The following is a 21332-nucleotide window of genomic DNA, read 5'->3' on the forward strand; positions in this document are numbered from 1 at the left end:
CGGCCACGCGCCAAGCCTTCGGGGCGAACAGCGCAACGCGCGTGATGTCGTTCGGCCGGACCGGCCGCGCTATCGCAGGCGCGCTTTCTGAAGCGGCCGCGTGAGATAGCTCAGGATGGACCTGCGCCCCGTTTCGATGTCGACCTCGGCGACCATGCCGGGACGTATGGGCAGCTGCACGCCTTTCTCGTTCTTGTCCAGGTAGGCGCTGTCCGTGGTGACCATGATGCGGTAGTACTCCTGGGGACCGCGCGGCGTTTCTTCCTTGACGGTATCTTCGGAAATCTGTGTGACGGTGCCCCGCAGGTCGCCGTACACGGAATAGTCATAGGCCGTGATCTTGACGCTGGCCGGCATCCCCGGCGCAATGAAAGCCACGTCCCTTGGCTCCACCAGCGTCTCCACCACCAGGCGTTCGTTGATGGGGCTGATCTCCATGATGGTCTCGCCCGGCTGGATCACGCCCCCGACGGAGTTGATGCGAACGTTGTTGACCCGCCCCGCCACGTGAGCCATGACCATGGTGCGATCCAGTTGGTCCTTCTTCTGCAGCATGCTCTCTTGCAGGGCCACCATCTTGGCCTTCTTGTCGACCAGGTTGCTGTAGGCCTCCTGGACATACTGGTTGCGCAGCTCGCCGATGCGCCCGCGCAGCGCGGCGCCCTGCTGCTGCAACTGCAGGAGTTCGGACTCGGGCACTGCCCGCTTGCTCACCAAGGGCTGGACCATCGCAATCTGGCGATCGAGAATGCGCTCCTGTTCCTGCAGCGCGGCGACGGCCTTGTTCAGTCGCGTGCGACGTGCCTTGAACAGCGCCGATTCGGCGCGTCGCGTCTTTTCATCTGCTTGCCCCTGGAAGTTCAGTTCGGCCTTCTCGTTGACCTCGCTCTCGAGGCGGTCGATCTCGGCTGCCAGCGTATTGATCTGGACGTCGGTTTCGTTGTAGGCCGACTGGAAGCGCGTGCTGTCGATGCGGGCCAGGGGCTGGCCCACCTGCACGATGTCGCCCTCGCGCACCCGCAGTTCGGTCAGGATGCCGCCCTCCAGGCTCTGGACGGATTGCATGCGGGAGAAAGGCGTCACGCGGCCACGTCCTCTGGTGACTTCATTGACTTGCGCCCAGGCGGCCCAGGCAATCAGCAGCACCAGGACGAGGACAACGAGCCAGATGGTGCGGCTGGCCCGCACGCGCTGGAGGCGCCCGCCCTCCGACATGTCCAGCAGCATCGCATGGCCAGCATTCATGGCGCCGCTCCACCCGTCACGACCTTGATGCCGACGGCGTTGGCCGGGCGCTTGGCGCCCTGCATGAACATGCTGCTCATGTCGCCGTCGTGGACGACACGGCCTTCGTTCAGCACGACGGCCCGTTGCGTGAGCGCCAGGAGGTCGCGCTTGTGCGTGGCGATGAGCGCAGTACGGCCCTTGAGCCAATCCTTCATGAATTCGATCACGCGCGCCTCGCTGGCCTGGTCAAAGGCCGACGTGGGTTCGTCCAGAATCACCACCCTGGGCTCCTGCAGGATGACGCGAGCCAGCCCGATGGCCTGTCTCTGTCCGCCCGAGATGTTGCCGATGGACAGGATGTCTTGGTCCAGTCCCCGCACATTCCTGCGCACGAAAGCCCCCAGCCCGACGGCATCCAGCGCCTTGAGTAGCTCGGCATCGCTCCACAGTGGATGGCCCAGCGTCAGGTTCTCGCGCAGGGTGCCCTGGAACAGCCCCACGTTCTGCGGCAGGTAGCCGATCTGCCGGCGGCGATCGATGGGGTCGATCTGCGACAGCGCGAGATTGTCCAGCAGCACGCTGCCCTGCTGTGGATCGGTGAGCCCGGCCATCAGGCGCATCAATGTCGACTTGCCCGCGCCGTTGCCGCCCAGGAGCGCCACCTGCTCGCCGGCCTGGATCGCCAGCCGCGCGATCCGCAAGGCTGGTGGGCTGTCCGGCGTGTGCGCATACGTGACGTTGTCCAGCTGATAGGCGCCTCGGATGCGTTCGGCCCGTGCGAAATGCCTGCCGGGCGGGCGCTCCAAAGGCAGGCTGACGATGCGGTCCAGTCCTTCCATGGCTGCCTTGACGAACTGCCAGCGCGTCAGCAGGCTGGCCACCTGGCTCATGGGCGACAGCGCCCGGCTCGAGAGCAGCGTGCAAGCGACCATGCCGCCCGTGGTGAGCGTGCCTCCCGCGATCAGGTACACACCGACGATGACGACCGCGGTGTAGCACAGCTGCTGCGTGCTGCCTGCCATGAGCTGCAGCGTGGTGGTGATGTCGCGCGTCTTGCCTCCCGAGTCCACCATGACGGCCGTGAGACGGGCATGGGCCTTTTGCAGGCGTTCTTCCGACCGCGTGGCCTTGACGTTCTCCAGATTGTCGACGGCTTCCAGCAGCAGCCCATTGAGCGCCGCGCTTTCCCTGGTGTTCTGACGCGACAGCGCCGCCAGCTTCTTCTGCATCAAGATGCCGGGCAGCGCGATGAGCACCACGGCCGCGAGCACCACCACCGCGACCCAGCCGCCGATGAATCCGATCAAGGCCAATATGAACACCACGAAAGGCAGGTCGCACAACGTGGCCAATGTTCCCGAAGTGAAGAACTCGCGCACGCTGGCGAAGTCGCGCACCTGGTTGGCGAATGCGCCGACGGAGGTGGGCTGGTGCGCCAGTCGCATGTGCACCACGCGCTCGAACAGCTGGACCGACAGCCTCAGGTCCAGTTCGCGGCCGCTGCTGTCGATCAGCCGGGCCCGCAGATATCGCAGCACCCACTCCAGCGCAATGGCCACGGCCACGCCGCTAGCGAGCACCCACAAGGTGTCGAATGCGGCATTGGGCACGACGCGGTCGTAGACCTGCATGGAGAACAGCGCCACCCCCACGGCCAGCAGGTTGGCCATCAGCGATGCCAACAGCACGTCGCGATAGACGTGCCATTGCTCCCATATCGGCCCGAGCATCCAGTGGCCAGGCTTGGCGTCGAAGGTGGCATCCAGGTGCGGGGAAACCACCTCGATGTGCTTGGCGATCAGGTAGCAGCCCGCGTAGCTTGCTTCGAGCTCCTCGCGCGACATGGCGCCGCGTCCGGCGCTCGGCTCGGCGTAGGCGACCTCGGCGGTGGTCGGGGTCAGTTTCTCCAGCACCAGGCAGCTGCCGTCGCGCATCAGCAGCAGGACGGGCATGGCGTGGGCCGACAGCTGCTTGAGCGGCAGCGCCACCAGGCCGCACGTCATGTTGGCGCGCCGCATGGCTCGCTCGACCTGGCCGAAAGGCAGAACGCCCGGTTCGCGCACCAGGCCGTCGCCCAGGCTCTCGGCCGAGGCGTTCACCCCATGGGCCCGGCACAGGCGCACCAACCCGGCCAGCAGGCCGGGCTCGTAAAGGGACATCGGGCCGGCCTGGCTCATGGGCCGACCTTTCGGCGGTCGCCCGCCGTCTCCTGCAGCAGCGTGCCCTGCAGACCCAGGAGCGCCGCGGCCTTGTACTGGAGGCGGCGGCGCTGGTCTGCCGTATCGATCCACGTCAACTGGGTGCTGTACTGCTCGCGGATGCTGGTGAACAGGTCCGTCATGCTGCGCAAGCCCGCAGTGAATTGCTCCTCGTATGTGGCCACCACGGCGCGTGCCTCGTCCGCCTGCAGCCTGAACGCCGCTTCGCTGGTCGCCAAGGCCTTGATCTGCCTGGCATAGCTTTGCGTCTCCTTCTGCAGGTCTCGCGCGACGCCGGCCAGGCGCTCGCGGCTGGCCTCGTGCTTCTGTTGGGCCGCCAGGGCCTGCCGGCCCAACAGATCGGACACGCCCAGGTCCACACCCATCACCAGGCGCAGGGTTCCGCCGCCGCGGCCATCGCCGGACATGCCTGCATTGGCGGCGGCCGCCTCGAGGCGCAAGACGGGCTTGTTGGTTGCCCGGGCGACGTCGATGCCCGCCTGGGCCGATGCCATGGCCGCCTGCGCCTTGAGGTAGTCGGGCGCCCTCTTGATGGATTCATCCAGGGATGCAGGGGTGTCGACGCGTTGCCTGTAAGCCAACTCGGGCACCGCTTCCGTCGAGATGTCCGAGATGCCCACCAGCAACTGCAGCCGGGCCAACGCCACGTCGTGGGCAGACTCGAAAGCGAACTGGCGCTCCTCCCCGCGGGACGTTTCCAGCCTGGCCCGGGCCGTCTCGGACACGTCTCCCCGGCCGCCCGATTCGCGGACCTGGGTCATCTCGGCGAGCCTGGCGGCGTTCTGCCGATATTCGGCAGTCGCTTCCAGCTTGGCTTTGGCCGTTTCGGCGTCCAGGTACAGGCTGGCAATGTCGAAGGCCAGCGTCTCCATCTGCTTCTTGAGGTTGGACACGATCTGTATGCGGTCATGGCTGGCCCCTTCGATCTGGGCCGACACCTTGCCCCAGTCGAACAGCATTTGCGACGCCACCAGTTCGAGGTCGACGTTGCGCTGGCCGGACTGCGCCGGCCTCGTGCCGACCATCCGGCCCGTTCCCATATTGACGGAGAACCGCGGGCGCTGTCCGTCCTTGATGATCTCGATTTGGGTCTCCTGCTGCGCGATGTCCTGCTGCATGGCCGCGACCTCCGGGTCGCGCAGCGTGGCCAGTCGCACGGCCTCTTCCAATGGCATTGCGGCGGCCCATGCCGGCACGATGAACGCAATCAGGACAAGCAGGCCATCCGCTGCCCGCGCCGGGAACCTCATGGGCCTTGCTCACCCTGAACCACGCATTCAGAGCACATTGACATGCACCTGATCCTCGATCAGGACCGTCGTGCCCCCCAGGGCGTATTGCTCGTAGGCATGGTTGCTGATCAGGACTTGGCCGCCGTAGACCCCGCCGTCCAGGTTGACCGTGTCGCTGCCATCACCCTGAATGACGATCTGCGATCCTGCGCCGGAGGCCGTTGCGGCGCCGGCGGCATCCAGGTTCAGGGTGACGGCGGCAGTGTTCGAGCCGAGCTGGATAGTCTCGATGTCGTGCACCGGCGTCGAGCTGCCCAGGATCGATGCGATCGCATCGGTGATCAGCAGGGTGTCGTTGCCGGTGCCCCCGTCGATCACGAGGTCGTTCGCGTCGAACACCAGCACGTCGTTGCCGTTTTCGCCGTAGAGCTGGTCGGCTCCGTCCCCGCCGCGCAGCAGGTCGCGGCCGTCGCCGCCGCGCAGGAGGTCATTGCCGGCGAAGCCATAGAGATGTTCGTCGGCGGAGGTGCCCGTGAGGGCGTTGTCGCCCGTCGTACCCTGGATGACGGAGGGGTCGCCTGCCGAGCCGAAGAGGCCCAGATCCGTCAGGGTGGTCGCGCTGTCCGTACTGGTCCGTCCATCCATATCGGTGGTGGTGATCGAATACGTCGGCGCGAGGCTCAGGCTCAAGTCGGCCGACAGGTGCACGGTGCGAAGCAATTCATTGACGGCCTGGTTGTCGATCGGCCCGCCGTTGAGGGCGGTGATGGTCAGCGTGGAGGACGGGAAGGTGTCGTCGAAAAGATCGAAGGGGTTGTTGATGTTGTAGTTGACGTGGACGACGCTGAACTGCAGGCCGAGCTCTGCGGCGATCTGGTTGGAGGCGGCCAGATCGAAGCCGGTGCCCAGGTTGAGCGGAACGCTGTAGGAGACCGACACGCTCTGGAGGTTGCTGTTCGGGTCGTAGGCCACGAAGGTCTGGCTGCCCAGATCGATCAGGCCGAGCAGGTCGGCGCCGATCAGGCCGCCCAGGAAGCCTTCGTTGACCACGGCGACCGGGTCCTGGCTGCCTGCGATGATCGTGATGGACTGCGAGTCGGTGTTCGCGCCGACATTGCCGACCTCGTCGACGATGCGGACGTTGATCTGGTGGGTGGCGGTGGAAAGATCGCCCGGGCCATAGAACCAGCGGGTGCCCGACGGGTCGCTGGGGTCGATGTACGCATCGACCCACGCGCCGCTGTCGATCTGAACCTGCACCCGCTCGCCGTAGCCCAGCGGCGCATCGAGGGTGCCCAGGAGGGTCGGCGAGGTGTCCGTCGTGGTCCAGTCGCCCACCGTGCCGGTATCGTCCGAGATCGCAGTGATCGACGGGGTGGCGGTCGGCGCGGTCGCGTCGACGATGTTGATGGTGATCGTCGCCGTGTCCGACGTGAGGGCATCGGACAGCGTGTAGGTGAACACGTCCTGCTGTCCAAGCGCGGCCGGATCGCCATTGGCGGTGTACGTGTACGAGCCGTCGGCGTTGATGTGCAGCGTCCCGTACTGGCCGACGATGTCCGCGCCGTTGGCCGGATCGACCGCGGTCGTCGTGGTGCCGCTGGAGATTTGCGTGACCGTCGTCGCGCCGGCGCTGCCCGGGGTGTCGGTGCCCGTGCCCGAGGTGCCGCCGATCACGTTGCCCGACACGACTTCGCTGGTGAAGTCGTACTGGGTGACCTGCGTGGTGATCGTGGTGTCCTGCAGCAGCGTCAGCGTATTGACGAGCAGTGCGCCCGACAGGTCGGAGATGAGGGTGTCGAGAGCGCTGGTGGCACCGAAGCCGTTGAGCAGGTCGTCCAGGATGCCGACCAGGGCGGACACCGGGGTCGCGTTCGTGGTGTCGTTGACGATGCCGTTTAGGATGGTCGTGAGCAATGGCTCGATCGTGTCGCCGAGGTTGAGCGGCAGGCCGAGCAGCCCGCCGTTCAGCGTGTCGACCACCGTGTCGATGATCACCTGCTGGTTGTCCGGGCCGATCACGACGCCGCCGTCGCCCAGTTCCTGCAGCGAAATGCCGCCGTCGCCGTTGGCGTCGAGCAGTGCACTGAGTTGGCTGTCGTCGGCGTTGTGTACCACCACCGAGTAGGTGCCGGCCGGCAGGCCCGAGAAGTCGACCGTCAGCGTGTTGGTGTCGCTCAGGCCCAGCGTGCCGCCGATGATGCCGGTGCCGAGCTGCCCGACCAGCTGCCCGTTCGTGTCCGCCGAGGCAATGATGTTGCCATTGGCATCGACGATGTCGACCCGGTAGGCGTCGGCCACGGCCACGAGCGCGTCCTGGGTGATCTCGACATGCAACGTGCCATAGTCGCCGCCGATGGTGACCGATTGGCTGCCATCGGTGCCGGTGGAGGGGTCCGTCAGGCCGAGGACCTGGACGTCGGTGGTGGTCGTTTCCGGGCCGGTGGTGACGAGGATGCTGCCCGCGTCGAGCGCGATCGCGTCATCGACGGCATCGAGCGGGTCTGTGGCCGCGCTGATGACGGAGATCGCGCCGAGGTTGGCGGCGGTGGTGTTGCCTGCCAGGTCGGTCTGCTGCACGAGGATCTGGCCGTCGGCGTAGGCGCCGGCGGGCAGAACGAAGCTCGAGCCGGTGCCGGCGACCCAGGTGGTGCCGCCGTCGGTGCTGTACTCCCAGGTGGCACCGGACTCGATGCCGGTGACGTTGATGGTGCCGTCACTGGTGATGCCGTCGGTGGCCGAGGCGCCAGTGTCGTTGGCCAGGGCGGCGCCCGGCGCGGCGACAGCCGTGTCCAGCGTCACGGCCAGGGGAGCACTGGGAGCGCTGACATTGCCGGCGGCATCGGTCTGACGGACGGTGACGCTGTAGTCACCGTCGCTCGGCAGGCTGATGGCCGAGCCGGTGCCCGTAACCCAGGTGGTGCCACCGTCGGTGCTGTATTCCCAGGTGGCGCCGGACTCGATGCCGGTGATGTTGACGGTCGGGTTGCTGGTGATGCCGTCGGTGGCCGAGGCGCCGGTGTCGGTGGCCAGGACCGCAGCCGGCGCGGCGACAGCCGTGTCCAGCGTCACGGCCAGGGGCGCACTGGGAGCACTGACGTTGCCCGCGGCGTCGGTCTGACGGACGGTGACGCTGTAGTCACCGTCGCTCGGCAGGCTGATGGCCGAACCGGTGCCGGCGACCCAGGTGGTGCCGCCGTCAGTGCTGTACTCCCAGGTGGCACCGGCCTCGATGCCGGTGACGTTGACGGTCGGGTTGTTGGTGATGCCGTCGGTGGCCGAGGCGCCGGTGTCGGTGGCCAGGACCGCAGCCGGCGCGGCGACAGCCGTGTCCAGCGTCACGGCCAGGGGAGCACTGGGAGCACTGACGTTGCCCGCGGCGTCGGTCTGACGGACGGTGACGCTGTAGTCACCGTCGCCCGGCAGGCTGATGGCCGAACCGGTGCCGGCAACCCAGGTGGTGCCACCGTCGGTGCTGTATTCCCAGGTGGCGCCGGACTCGATGCCGGCGACGTTGATGGTGCCGTCGCTGGTGATGCCGTCGGTGGCCGAGGCGCCAGTGTCGGCGGCCAGGGCGGCCGCGGGCGGTGCCACCGCCGTGTCCAGCGTCACGGCCAGGGGAGCACTGGGAGCGCTGACATTGCCGGCGGCATCGGTCTGGCGGACGGTGACGCTGTAGTCACCGTCGCCCGGCAGGCTGATGGCCGAACCGGTGCCGGCAACCCAGGTGGTGCCGCCGTCAGTGCTGTACTCCCAGGTGGCACCGGACTCGATGCCGGTGACGTTGATGGTGCCGTCGCTGGTGATGCCATCGGCGGCCGAGGCGCCAGTGTCGTTGGCCAGGGCGGCGCCCGGCGCGGCGACAGCCGTGTCCAGCGTCACGGCCAGCGGCGCACTGGGAGCACTGACGTTGCCCGCGGCGTCGGTCTGACGGACGGTGACGCTGTAGTCACCGTCGCCCGGCAAGCTGATGGCCGAACCGATGCCGGCAACCCAGGTGGTGCCACCGTCGGTGCTGTATTCCCAGGTGGCGCCGACCTCGATGCCGGTGACGTTGACGGTCGGGTTGCTGGTGATGCCGTCGGTGGCCGAGGCGCCAGTGTCGGCGGCCAGGGCGGCGCCCGGCGCGGCGACAGCCGTGTCCAGCGTCACGGCCAGCGGCGTACTGTTGGCACTGACGTTGCCCGCAGCGTCGGTCTGGCGGACGGTGACGCTGTAGTCACCGTCGCCCAGCAGGCTGATGGCCGAGCCGGTGCCGGCGACCCAGGTGGTGCCGCCGTCAGTGCTGTACTCCCAGGTGGCGCCGGCCTCGATGCCGGTGACGTTGACGGTGCCGTCGCTGGTAATGCCGTCGGCGGCCGAGGCGCCAGTGTCGGCGGCCAGGGCGGCCGCGGGCGGTGCCACCGCCGTGTCCAGCGTCACGGCCAGGGGCGCGCTGTTGGCACTGACGTTGCCCGCAGCGTCTGTCTGGCGAAGCTGAATGCTGTAGTCACCGTCGCTCGGCAGGCTGATGGCCGAGCCGGTGCCGGCAACCCAGGTGGTGCCGCCGTCGGTGCTGTACTCCCAGGTGGCGCCGGCCTCGATGCCGGTGACGTTGACGGTCGGGTTGTTGGTGATGCCGTCGGTGGCCGAGGCGCCGGTGTCGGTGGCCAGGACCGCAGCCGGCGCGGCGACAGCCGTGTCCAGCGTCACGGCCAGCGGCGCGCTGTTGGCACTGACGTTGCCCGCGGCATCGGTCTGACGGACGGTGACGCTGTAGTCACCGTCGCCCGGCAGGCTGATGGCCGAGCCGGTGCCGGCAACCCAGGTGGTGCCGCCGTCGGTGCTGTACTCCCAGGTGGCGCCGGACTCGATGCCGGTGACATTGATGGTGCCGTCGCTGGTGATGCCGTCGGTGGCCGAGTCACCAGTGTCGTTAGCCAGGACGGGCGTCGGGCTGACCGGCGCATTGACCGCCCCGGAGTCGATGGTGATCTGCCCGAGGGCGGTGGGCGCGCCCGCGGTGTTACCTGCCAGGTCGGTCTGCTGCACGAGGATCTGGCCGTCGGCGTAGGTGCCGGCGGGCAGAACGAAGCTCGAGCCGGTGCCGGCGACCCAGGTGGTGCCGCCGTCGGTGCTGTATTCCCAGGTGGCGCCGGACTCGATGCCGGCGACGTTGATGGTGCCGTCGCTGGTGATGCCGTCGGTGGCCGAGGCGCCAGTGTCGTTGGCCAAGGCGGCGCCCGGCGCGGCGACAGCCGTGTCCAGCGTCACGGCCAGCGGCGTACTGTTGGCACTGACGTTGCCCGCAGCGTCGGTCTGGCGGACGGTGACGCTGTAGTCACCGTCGCCCAGCAGGCTGATGGCCGAGCCGGTGCCGGCGACCCAGGTGGTGCCGCCGTCAGTGCTGTACTCCCAGGTGGCGCCGGCCTCAATGCCGGTGACGTTGACGGTCGGGTTGTTGGTGATGCCGTCGGTAGCCGAGGCGCCGGTGTCGGTGGCCAGGGCGGCCACGGGCGGTGCCACCGCCGTGTCCAGCGTCACGGCCAGGGGAGCACTGGGAGTGCTGACATTGCCGGCGGCATCGGTCTGACGGACGGTGACGCTGTAGTCACCGTCGCTCGGCAGGCTGATGGCCGAGCCGGTGCCGGCGACCCAGGTGGTGCCGCCGTCAGTGCTGTACTCCCAGGTGGCACCGGACTCGATGCCGGTGATGTTGACGGTCGGGTTGTTGGTGATGCCGTCGGTGGCCGAGGCGCCGGTGTCGGTGGCCAGGGCGGCCGCTGGCGGTGCCACCGCCGTGTCCAGCGTCACGGCCAGCGGCGCGCTGTTGGCACTGACGTTGCCCGCGGCGTCTGTCTGACGGACGGTGACGCTGTAGTCACCGTCGCCCGGCAGGCTGATGGCCGAGCCGGTGCCGGCAACCCAGGTGGTGCCGCCGTCGGTGCTGTACTCCCAGGTGGCACCGGCCTCGATGCCGGTGACATTGATGGTGCCGTCGCTGGTGATGCCGTCGGTGGCCGAGTCACCAGTGTCGTTAGCCAGGACGGGCGTCGGGCTGACCGGCGCATTGACCGCCCCGGAGTCGATGGTGATCTGCCCGAGGGCGGTGGGCGCGCCCGCGGTGTTACCTGCCAGGTCGGTCTGCTGCACGAGGATCTGGCCGTCGGCGTAGGTGCCGGCGGGCAGAACGAAGCTCAAGCCGGTGCCGGCGACCCAGGTGGTGCCACCGTCGGTACTGTATTCCCAGGTGGCGCCGGACTCGATGCCGGCGACGTTGATGGTGCCGTCGCTGGTGATGCCGTCGGTGGCCGAGGCGCCAGTGTCGTTGGCCAAGGCGGCGCCCGGCGCGGCGACAGCCGTGTCCAGCGTCACGGCCAGCGGCGTACTGTTGGCACTGACGTTGCCCGCAGCGTCGGTCTGGCGGACGGTGACGCTGTAGTCACCGTCGCCCAGCAGGCTGATGGCCGAGCCGGTGCCGGCGACCCAGGTGGTGCCGCCGTCAGTGCTGTACTCCCAGGTGGCGCCGGCCTCAATGCCGGTGACGTTGACGGTCGGGTTGTTGGTGATGCCGTCGGTGGCCGAGGCGCCGGTGTCGGTGGCCAGGGCGGCCACGGGCGGTGCCACCGCCGTGTCCAGCGTCACGGCCAGGGGAGCACTGGGAGTGCTGACATTGCCGGCGGCATCGGTCTGACGGACGGTGACGCTGTAGTCACCGTCGCTCGGCAGGCTGATGGCCGAGCCGGTGCCGGCGACCCAGGTGGTGCCGCCGTCAGTGCTGTACTCCCAGGTGGCACCGGACTCGATGCCGGTGATGTTGACGGTCGGGTTGCTGGTGATGCCGTCGGTGGCCGAGGCGCCAGTGTCGGCGGCCAGGGCGGCCACGGGCGGTGCCACCGCCGTGTCCAGCGTCACGGCCAGCGGCGCGCTGTTGGCACTGACGTTGCCCGCGGCATCGGTCTGACGGACGGTGACGCTGTAGTCACCGTCGCCCGGCAGGCTGATGGCCGAGCCGGTGCCGGCGACCCAGGTGGTGCCGCCGTCGGTGCTGTACTCCCAGGTGGCGCCGGACTCGATGCCGGTGACATTGATGGTGCCGTCGCTGGTGATGCCGTCGGTGGCCGAGTCACCAGTGTCGTTAGCCAGGACGGGCGTCGGGCTGACCGGCGCATTGACCGCCCCGGAGTCGATGGTGATCTGCCCGAGGGCGGTGGGCGCGCCCGCGGTGTTACCTGCCAGGTCGGTCTGCTGCACGAGGATCTGGCCGTCGGCGTAGGTGCCGGCGGGCAGAACGAAGCTCGAGCCGGTGCCGGCGACCCAGGTGGTGCCGCCGTCGGTGCTGTATTCCCAGGTGGCGCCGGACTCGATGCCGGCGACGTTGATGGTGCCGTCGCTGGTGATGCCGTCGGTGGCCGAGGCGCCAGTGTCGTTGGCCAAGGCGGCGCCCGGCGCGGCGACAGCCGTGTCCAGCGTCACGGCCAGCGGCGTACTGTTGGCACTGACGTTGCCCGCAGCGTCGGTCTGGCGGACGGTGACGCTGTAGTCACCGTCGCCCAGCAGGCTGATGGCCGAGCCGGTGCCGGCGACCCAGGTGGTGCCGCCGTCAGTGCTGTACTCCCAGGTGGCGCCGGCCTCAATGCCGGTGACGTTGACGGTCGGGTTGTTGGTGATGCCGTCGGTAGCCGAGGCGCCGGTGTCGGTGGCCAGGGCGGCCACGGGCGGTGCCACCGCCGTGTCCAGCGTCACGGCCAGGGGAGCACTGGGAGTGCTGACATTGCCGGCGGCATCGGTCTGACGGACGGTGACGCTGTAGTCACCGTCGCTCGGCAGGCTGATGGCCGAGCCGGTGCCGGCGACCCAGGTGGTGCCGCCGTCAGTGCTGTACTCCCAGGTGGCACCGGACTCGATGCCGGTGATGTTGACGGTCGGGTTGTTGGTGATGCCGTCGGTGGCCGAGGCGCCGGTGTCGGTGGCCAGGGCGGCCGCTGGCGGTGCCACCGCCGTGTCCAGCGTCACGGCCAGCGGCGCGCTGTTGGCACTGACGTTGCCCGCGGCGTCTGTCTGACGGACGGTGACGCTGTAGTCACCGTCGCCCGGCAGGCTGATGGCCGAGCCGGTGCCGGCAACCCAGGTGGTGCCGCCGTCGGTGCTGTACTCCCAGGTGGCACCGGCCTCGATGCCGGTGACATTGATGGTGCCGTCGCTGGTGATGCCGTCGGTGGCCGAGTCACCAGTGTCGTTAGCCAGGACGGGCGTCGGGCTGACCGGCGCATTGACCGCCCCGGAGTCGATGGTGATCTGCCCGAGGGCGGTGGGCGCGCCCGCGGTGTTACCTGCCAGGTCGGTCTGCTGCACGAGGATCTGGCCGTCGGCGTAGGTGCCGGCGGGCAGAACGAAGCTCAAGCCGGTGCCGGCGACCCAGGTGGTGCCACCGTCGGTACTGTATTCCCAGGTGGCGCCGGACTCGATGCCGGCGACGTTGATGGTGCCGTCGCTGGTGATGCCGTCGGTGGCCGAGGCGCCAGTGTCGTTGGCCAAGGCGGCGCCCGGCGCGGCGACAGCCGTGTCCAGCGTCACGGCCAGCGGCGTACTGTTGGCACTGACGTTGCCCGCAGCGTCGGTCTGGCGGACGGTGACGCTGTAGTCACCGTCGCCCAGCAGGCTGATGGCCGAGCCGGTGCCGGCGACCCAGGTGGTGCCGCCGTCAGTGCTGTACTCCCAGGTGGCGCCGGCCTCAATGCCGGTGACGTTGACGGTCGGGTTGTTGGTGATGCCGTCGGTGGCCGAGGCGCCGGTGTCGGTGGCCAGGGCGGCCACGGGCGGTGCCACCGCCGTGTCCAGCGTCACGGCCAGGGGAGCACTGGGAGTGCTGACATTGCCGGCGGCATCGGTCTGACGGACGGTGACGCTGTAGTCACCGTCGCTCGGCAGGCTGATGGCCGAGCCGGTGCCGGCGACCCAGGTGGTGCCGCCGTCAGTGCTGTACTCCCAGGTGGCACCGGACTCGATGCCGGTGATGTTGACGGTCGGGTTGCTGGTGATGCCGTCGGTGGCCGAGGCGCCAGTGTCGGCGGCCAGGGCGGCCACGGGCGGTGCCACCGCCGTGTCCAGCGTCACGGCCAGCGGCGCGCTGTTGGCACTGACGTTGCCCGCGGCGTCTGTCTGACGGACGGTGACGCTGTAGTCACCGTCGCCCGGCAGGCTGATGGCCGAGCCGGTGCCGGCAACCCAGGTGGTGCCGCCGTCGGTGCTGTACTCCCAGGTGGCACCGGCCTCGATGCCGGTGACATTGATGGTGCCGTCGCTGGTGATGCCGTCGGTGGCCGAGTCACCAGTGTCGTTAGCCAGGACGGGCGTCGGGCTGACCGGCGCATTGACCGCCCCGGAGTCGATGGTGATCTGCCCGAGGGCGGTGGGCGCGCCCGCGGTGTTACCTGCCAGGTCGGTCTGCTGCACGAGGATCTGGCCGTCGGCGTAGGTGCCGGCGGGCAGAACGAAGCTCAAGCCGGTGCCGGCGACCCAGGTGGTGCCACCGTCGGTACTGTATTCCCAGGTGGCGCCGGACTCGATGCCGGCGACGTTGATGGTGCCGTCGCTGGTGATGCCGTCGGTGGCCGAGGCGCCAGTGTCGTTGGCCAAGGCGGCGCCCGGCGCGGCGACAGCCGTGTCCAGCGTCACGGCCAGCGGCGTACTGTTGGCACTGACGTTGCCCGCAGCGTCGGTCTGGCGGACGGTGACGCTGTAGTCACCGTCGCCCAGCAGGCTGATGGCCGAGCCGGTGCCGGCGACCCAGGTGGTGCCGCCGTCAGTGCTGTACTCCCAGGTGGCACCGGCCTCAATGCCGGTGACGTTGACGGTCGGGTTGTTGGTGATGCCGTCGGTGGCCGAGGCGCCGGTGTCGATGGCCAGGGCGGCCGCTGGCGGTGCCACCGCCGTGTCCAGCGTCACGGCCAGGGGCGCACTGGGAGCACTGACGTTGCCCGCGGCGTCGGTCTGACGGACGGTGACGCTGTAGTCACCGTCACCCGGCAGGCTGATGGCCGAGCCGGTGCCGGCAACCCAGGTGGTGCCGCCGTCAGTGCTGTACTCCCAGGTGGCGCCGGACTCGATGCCGGTGACGTTGACGGTCGGGTTGCTGGTGATGCCGTCGGTGGCCGAGGCGCCAGTGTCGGCGGCCAGGGCGGCCACGGGCGGTGCCACCGCCGTGTCCAGCGTCACGGCCAGGGGAGCACTGGGAGCGCTGACATTGCCGGCGGCGTCGGTCTGACGGACGGTGACGCTGTAGTCACCGTCGCTCGGCAGGCTGATGGCCGAGCCGGTGCCGGCGACCCAGGTGGTGCCACCGTCGGTGCTGTATTCCCAGGTGGCGCCGGACTCGATGCCGGTGACGTTGATGGTGCCGTCGCTGGTGATGCCGTCGGTGGCCGAGTCACCAGTGTCGTTAGCCAGGACGGGCGTCGGGCTGACCGGCGCATTGACCGCCCCGGAGTCGATGGTGATCTGCCCGAGGGCGGTGGGCGCGCCCGCGGTGTTGCCTGCCAGGTCGGTCTGCTGCACGAGGATCTGGCCGTCGGCGTACGTGCCGGCGGGCAGGACGAAGCTCGAGCCGGTGCCGGCGACCCAGGTGGTGCCGCCGTCAGTGCTGTATTCCCAGGTGGCGCCGGACTCGATGCCGGTGACGTTGATGGTGCCGTCGCTGGTGATGCCGTCGGTGGCCGAGGCGCCAGTGTCGTTGGCCAGGGCGGCCGCGGGCGGTGCCACCGCCGTGTCCAGCGTCACGGCCAGCGGCGTACTGTTGGCACTGACGTTGCCCGCAGCGTCGGTCTGGCGGACGGTGACGCTGTAGTCACCGTCGCTCGGCAGGCTGATGGCCGAACCGGTGCCGGCGACCCAGGTGGTGCCGCCGTCGGTGCTGTACTCCCAGGTGGCACCGGACTCGATGCCGGTGACGTTGATGGTGCCGTCGCTGGTGATGCCGTCGGTGGCCGAGGCGCCGGTGTCGGTGGCCAGGACCGCAGCCGGCGCGGCGACAGCCGTGTCCAGCGTCACGGCCAGCGGCGCGCTGTTGGCACTGACGTTGCCCGCAGCGTCGGTCTGGCGGACGGTGACGCTGTAGTCACCGTCGCTCGGCAGGCTGATGGCCGAACCGGTGCCGGCGACCCAGGTGGTGCCGCCGTCGGTGCTGTACTCCCAGGTGGCACCGGCCTCAATGCCGGTGACGTTGACGGTCGGGTTGTTGGTGATGCCGTCGGTGGCCGAGGCGCCGGTGTCGGTGGCCAGGGCGGCCACGGGCGGTGCCACCGCCGTGTCCAGCGTCACGGCCAGGGGAGCACTGGGAGTGCTGACATTGCCGGCGGCATCGGTCTGACGGACGGTGACGCTGTAGTCACCGTCGCTCGGCAGGCTGATGGCCGAGCCGGTGCCGGCGACCCAGGTGGTGCCGCCGTCAGTGCTGTACTCCCAGGTGGCACCGGACTCGATGCCGGTGACGTTGATGGTGCCGTCGCTGGTGATGCCGTCGGTGGCCGAGGCGCCGGTGTCGGTGGCCAGGACCGCAGCCGGCGCGGCGACAGCCGTGTCCAGCGTCACGGCCAGCGGCGCGCTGTTGGCACTGACGTTGCCCGCAGCGTCGGTCTGGCGGACGGTGACGCTGTAGTCACCGTCGCTCGGCAGGCTGATGGCCGAACCGGTGCCGGCGACCCAGGTGGTGCCGCCGTCAGTGCTGTACTCCCAGGTGGCACCGGCCTCAATGCCGGTGACGTTGACGGTCGGGTTGCTGGTGATGCCGTCGGTGGCCGAGGCGCCGGTGTCGGTGGCCAGGACCGCAGCCGGCGCGGCGACAGCCGTGTCCAGCGTCACGGCCAGCGGCGCGCTGTTGGCACTGACGTTGCCCGCGGCATCGGTCTGACGGACGGTGACGCTGTAGTCACCGTCGCCCGGCAGGCTGATGGCCGAGCCGGTGCCGGCGACCCAGGTGGTGCCGCCGTCGGTGCTGTACTCCCAGGTGGCACCGGACTCAATGCCGGTGACGTTGACGGTCGGGTCGTTGGTGACGCCGTCGGTGGCCGAGGCGCCGGTGTCGGTGGCCAGGGCCGCAGCCGGCGCGGCGACAGCCGTGTCCAGCGTCACGGCCTGGGGAGCACTGGGAGCGCTGACATTGCCGGCTGCGTCGGTCTGGCGGACGGTGACGCTGTAGTCACCGTCGCCCGGCAGGCTGATGGCCGAGCCGGTGCCGGCGACCCAGGTGGTGCCGCCGTCAGTGCTGTACTCCCAGGTGGCGCCGGACTCGATGCCGGTGACGTTGACGGTCGGGTTGTTGGTGATGCCGTCGGTGGCCGAGGCGCCGGTGTCGGTGGCCAGGACCGCGGCCGGCGCGGTCGGGGCCGCGGCGTCGATCGTCACCTCGTAGGACGCGCTGGCCGGGCCTGTGTTGCCCGCCGGGTCGGTGGCCGTCGCCGTGAGGCTGCGCGTGCCGTCGTCCAGGGGTCCGGAAGGCGTGAAGGTCCAGTCGCCGTTGTCGTCGGCCGTCGTCGTGCCCAGCAGCGTCGTGCCGTCGTAGACGGTGATGACGGCATTGGGCTCGGCGGTGCCGGTGAGCGTGGGCGTGCTGTCGTTGGTGCTGTTGCCGGGGGCGATGACGCCGGTGCCGAGCGGGGCGTCATCGGAAACCGAGACGATCACCGGAGCCGCCGGGTCGGTGGCATCGACCGTCGTGCTTCCCGAGGCGCTGGTGTTGCCGGCCAGATCGCTGGCGGTGGCGCTGATGGTGGTGCCGTCGGGCACCGGGTCGACGAGCGTCACCGCCCAGTTGCCGTCGCCGTCGGCCGTCGTCGTGTAGTCCGGCACGCCATCGCCATTGGTGTCGATGGCGACGATGGAATCCGCTTCCGCCGTACCGGTGAGCTCCGAGCCCCCGGCGCCCTGAGTAGGGTCAATTGTCGGCGCTGCCGGCGGTGTCGTGTCGATCACCACCTCGTGGGCGGTGCCGGCCGGGCCGGTGTTGCCCGCGGCGTCGGTCGCGGTGGCCGTGAAGCTGTGCGCACCATCGCTCAGCGGCGCGACGGGCGTGTAGGTCCAGTGGCCGTCGGCATCAGCGACGGCAGTGCCCAGCACGGCTGCACCGTCGTAAACGGTCACGGTGGCATTGGGCTCGGCCGTTCCGGTCAGCGTCGGCGTGGCGTCATTGGTGCTGCCGCCGAAATTCACGCCACCGGTGCCGGGCGCGGCGTCATCGGTGACCAGGACAATCACGGGCGCCGGGGGCGCCGTCAGGTCCGGTGCGGTCACGGTGGTCTCGGGCGAGGTTCCGCCGGGCGTGGTTTGCGTGACCCCGACCTGCCCGCCGTTGTTCTGGGGCTCGCTCAGCGGCACGTTGAAGTTGCCGTTGCCGTCGGCCGTCCCACCTCCCAGGATCTGGCCTGTCGCGTCAGTCACCCGGATGGTGGCGCCGGGCTGCGCCGTGCCGGTGACGGCGCTGCCGTCTGCGTTGAAGCGGGCCGCCGGAGCGGAAGGGACCGTGGGTAACCCGGTCAGCGGGTAGGCGCCGCCACCACCACCACCACCACCACCACCACCACCGCCTGCCGCTGCGGCAAGGCCAACGACACCCAGGAGCGCACCCAACATGCCGATGGAGCCGTCGCTCGCCAACGGCACCCAGGCGTAGGACACGGCGCCAGCACTGGTATCGGTCGGCAGATAGCAGGCATCGGGATCGAAGTCCGCTTTCCATTCCTGATGGGTGGACTCGCTGGTGTCGTCCAGCACGAGCTGGGGAATGGTATCGACGGGGCAGTCGAAATAATCTTCGAGGCGAACCTGGGTCCCGTCGGCGTATTTGATGATGAGGTCATCGCCCTCGCGCCGCATGGCAAGGATGTCGCTTTGCGCGGCGAACAACCTGACTTCGGATCGATCGCTAACCCGTATCACGGCGCTTTGCGTGCCTTGTGCAATGGTATGGGTCTCCGTTTCCCCTGCACGGGTTTTCACCTGGATACGCTTGCTCATTCACGCCTCCTTTTGAATTCCACACCTCGTCACGGCGGCGCATTGGAACTAATTGACTAAATTCAATGAATTCCATTGCGAGTGCAATTTAATGTTACCCAGATTACTTTGCAATTTCATATCGTTAATACCAAGAGATTGGTCAGAAATCGGGGGGTTATGGGGGGGGAATAGGGGAGCAGAAGAGGGAGCGAAGCTCAGAAAACAAGCCGTGGCGGGTCGTGGCGTCATACAGCCGGCTTTCAGAGGCTGTTTTTGCACGCCAAGCACCGCGAAGCCGCTCTTCCTTCGTCGAACCAGCCTCGGAGAAGCGAATCACGGACTTCCTGATCATCTCGGATCTTGCTCGCCGTGCGGCGCTCACTGGTAGTACGCGGGACCGCGAACGAGCTCGTGTAGCGGACTGATCCAGCTCGGCGCCTTGCTCGCCGCAGACTGGTCACGCTCATTGACCAGGATGGCCTTCACATGAACGTACTTGACCGTTCCCAGCTCCAGGGCGATCAGGCTGTCCGCCGCCAGGCGCTCCTTGCCGTAGCGACGCACCAGCGACAGCAATGGCTGCGGAGCGCGTACCGGCGACAGAACGTCAGAGCCGAGGGAGATTTGGGAAGAAAAGCCCAGCTGAAATTCTGGAGATGAGCTGGTCGAGCGCACCGAGATGAAGGCTCGGCGGCGGCCCCTGCCAACACCTGCCAGCGTCGAATTTTTAAGCCTGACCCTAAAGATCTTTCTATCGATTCAATATCGACATCATGACCGGTGATTCCGGACCATCCGGAAATCAATCACGTTGAGCCCGGAATCGGCGGTCACGATGCTTCGGAATTCAGTTGATAGCCACGACGCGCGACAGTTCATCGAACTTTCGGTCCAGGCAACTTGGCATCCGCACGCGCCAGCACTCGACTTTTTTCCGTTTCTCTCCAGCGTTCCGCCAATCGCTGATCGTCGGTCTGCACCGCCGGCATGCCCTCAGTGAAGCGATCCACCCGTGCGGCCAACCGCGCTTCGCCCTGCCTCCTCAGAATCTCCGCCGTTGCATGCCAGTTCGCTAACACCTCTTTCCGGGTGTCACGCATCTTTGCCTGCCCCCCATCAGAAGCCGCCCATCCCTCCTTGAGTTGCCGCAGCAGCTTTTCCAACTTCGTACGCATCACCGAGGACGGCTTCGGTGTCCGGTGTCCATCGCGCTCGGCGACGGGCAACTGCGCGAAGACCCGTTGTGCCCGCAGCCGATGATGGATTGGATCCCGATAGGGCTTGCGCACCTGGCCGCGCACCTGCCGCGGCGTCGCGTTGGCTGCTACGCCCTGCTCGCGCATCAATGCGGCGAACTGCTCGCGCCACTGCCGCAGCGTGTCCTTGCGGATGTAGAGGCGCTTGCCAGGCTCGAACTCGTGCTCGCACTTGACCACCAGATGCACATGCGGGTGCGGCTGGTCCGTGTGCAACGCCATGGCATAGCGATACTGCAGCGCGAAGTTCTCGCGCGCAAAGACGCGTGCGGCAGCCAGCACCTTTTCCGGCGGCGTGCCGGCAGGCATGGACAGGACGATGTTGTGGACCAGCTTCGCACGCGTGTCCTTCTGCCCCTGAGCAGGTTTAGGCTTGTACTGGCTTCTGCAAAGCTCGAGCTGCCAGTCCGTCGCGATTTCCCTGGCCGCTCCTCGGCCCTGCTGCGCCAGCCCCTCGTCGATTTCCAGCGGCAGCTTGCCGTGCCGACTGATGTAACGCAGGTGAGCCTCCACCCCGCCGACGTCCCGTGCTCCGCCGGACACCTTCACCATGACTTCGGGTACACGGCCCACGGTGCGCTGGACTTGCGCAATCTCATCGGATCCAAGGTGCAGCCTGCCGCCAGGGCCGCGCCGGCCATAGCTGACGATGTCCAGCGTCATGTCGCGCGAAGCATCGGCCGAGCCTCGGCTGCTTCGGTCCAAGCGCACCATCTGCTTAGGCATAAGTATTCCCGCCGCCGGTTTCCCAGCTGATGAGGTTGCGATGCACGACGGCCGCGGTGGCTTGGCGTGCCGATTCGACTTCCCGGCGCACCAGCGCGATCGCCTCCCCCAGCTCTGATGCAGCGAAGCCTGCCGGATTGTTCGTCATGCCGAACACGCGAAGCTGGCGACCGAGCGCCGCCAACTGGGCGCCCACCGCCTTGATCTGAGCCAGCTCGTTCGGCGGCAGCACCGCCGATGCGTGGACATGGTTGTGGATCAGCAGGGCCAGGTAGCTGCCGGTCTTCATGTCCCGCGCATGGGCCCGTTTTTCCACAGACATTCGATCCCCAGGGTGAAGTCGCAGCGTGATGCGGTCCACCACGTTCACGCCACCACCCAAATCATCGGCGGCTTGCTGCGTATTCGGTTCAAGCGAGATCGGGCCGTTGGACTGGATCACTTCATGGACCATCTTGGCGAGCAGGCGCGACTCGTGCAGCCGATGGCGCGCAGCCAGGGCGGCGAAGCTCGCCTTCGTGTCGGGTGACACACGGGCGCTGATCACGGCGCTTGATCGACGGTCGTTGGTCATTGCAACTCCGTTGCAGTAAACAATGTCTGACGCCAGTCTATCCTGCCCTCATCACCGCACAAGGGCTTTGCTCCCTTCCCCCTTCCACTCATCTCCGGTTCGGCATGCCGAACATTCTGACTCGGTT

The 21332-nt window shown here is 68.3% G+C and carries 7 protein-coding genes; all 7 read right to left on the bottom strand.

The genetic code is table 11. The features are described from left to right. Positions 1–69: 69 nt before the first annotated feature. The 7 genes from IG196_RS17375 to IG196_RS32075 all read right to left on the bottom strand — a co-directional run bounded on the left by IG196_RS17375 (position 70) and on the right by IG196_RS32075 (position 21205). Positions 70–1245 (bottom strand): HlyD family efflux transporter periplasmic adaptor subunit, encoded by a 1176-nt coding sequence (locus IG196_RS17375; RefSeq protein ID WP_225616699.1) that lies wholly within the window; start codon positions 1243–1245, stop codon positions 70–72. Beyond that, positions 1242–3404 carry a type I secretion system permease/ATPase gene (locus IG196_RS17380; protein ID WP_225616700.1) on the bottom strand — a complete coding sequence of 721 codons (2163 nt, stop codon included), beginning with the start codon at positions 3402–3404 and terminating at the stop codon, positions 1242–1244. The genes IG196_RS17375 and IG196_RS17380 overlap by 4 nt, the downstream gene beginning before the upstream one ends. Further along, positions 3401–4696: a TolC family protein gene (locus IG196_RS17385; protein ID WP_192192115.1), complete on the bottom strand. Its 1296-nt coding sequence runs from the start codon at positions 4694–4696 to the stop codon at positions 3401–3403. Before IG196_RS17385 ends, IG196_RS17380 begins: the two co-directional genes overlap by 4 nt. A gap of 27 nt (positions 4697–4723) precedes the next feature. After that, complete coding sequence (locus IG196_RS17390) at positions 4724–18667, bottom strand: Ig-like domain-containing protein (RefSeq protein ID WP_192192116.1); 13944 nt, start codon at positions 18665–18667, stop codon at positions 4724–4726. Positions 18668–19027: 360 nt separating this feature from the next. Beyond that, on the bottom strand, positions 19028–19324 hold the full coding sequence (locus tag IG196_RS17395; RefSeq protein ID WP_192192117.1) for a hypothetical protein: 297 nt from the start codon (positions 19322–19324) through the stop codon (positions 19028–19030). Between the two features lie 200 nt (positions 19325–19524). Further along, the gene (locus IG196_RS17400; protein WP_225616701.1) at positions 19525–20568 is read right to left on the bottom strand and encodes a relaxase/mobilization nuclease domain-containing protein; all 1044 of its coding nucleotides are present in this window, start codon (positions 20566–20568) and stop codon (positions 19525–19527) included. 55 nt (positions 20569–20623) lie between these two features. After that, on the bottom strand, positions 20624–21205 hold the full coding sequence (locus tag IG196_RS32075) for a hypothetical protein (protein ID WP_225616702.1): 582 nt from the start codon (positions 21203–21205) through the stop codon (positions 20624–20626). Positions 21206–21332 lie beyond the last annotated feature (127 nt).

The sequence above is a fragment of the Variovorax sp. 38R genome (genome assembly GCF_014843395.1).
Lineage (GTDB): Bacteria > Pseudomonadota > Gammaproteobacteria > Burkholderiales > Burkholderiaceae_C > Variovorax > Variovorax paradoxus_H.

Coding starts and splice junctions, on each gene's coding strand:
- IG196_RS17375 (WP_225616699.1), bottom strand. CDS start 1,245: ATGAATGCTGGCCATGCGATGCTGCTGGACATGTCGGAGGGCGGGCGC.
- IG196_RS17380 (WP_225616700.1), bottom strand. CDS start 3,404: ATGAGCCAGGCCGGCCCGATGTCCCTTTACGAGCCCGGCCTGCTGGCC.
- IG196_RS17385 (WP_192192115.1), bottom strand. CDS start 4,696: ATGAGGTTCCCGGCGCGGGCAGCGGATGGCCTGCTTGTCCTGATTGCG.
- IG196_RS17390 (WP_192192116.1), bottom strand. CDS start 18,667: ATGAGCAAGCGTATCCAGGTGAAAACCCGTGCAGGGGAAACGGAGACC.
- IG196_RS17400 (WP_225616701.1), bottom strand. CDS start 20,568: ATGACGCTGGACATCGTCAGCTATGGCCGGCGCGGCCCTGGCGGCAGG.
- IG196_RS32075 (WP_225616702.1), bottom strand. CDS start 21,205: ATGACCAACGACCGTCGATCAAGCGCCGTGATCAGCGCCCGTGTGTCA.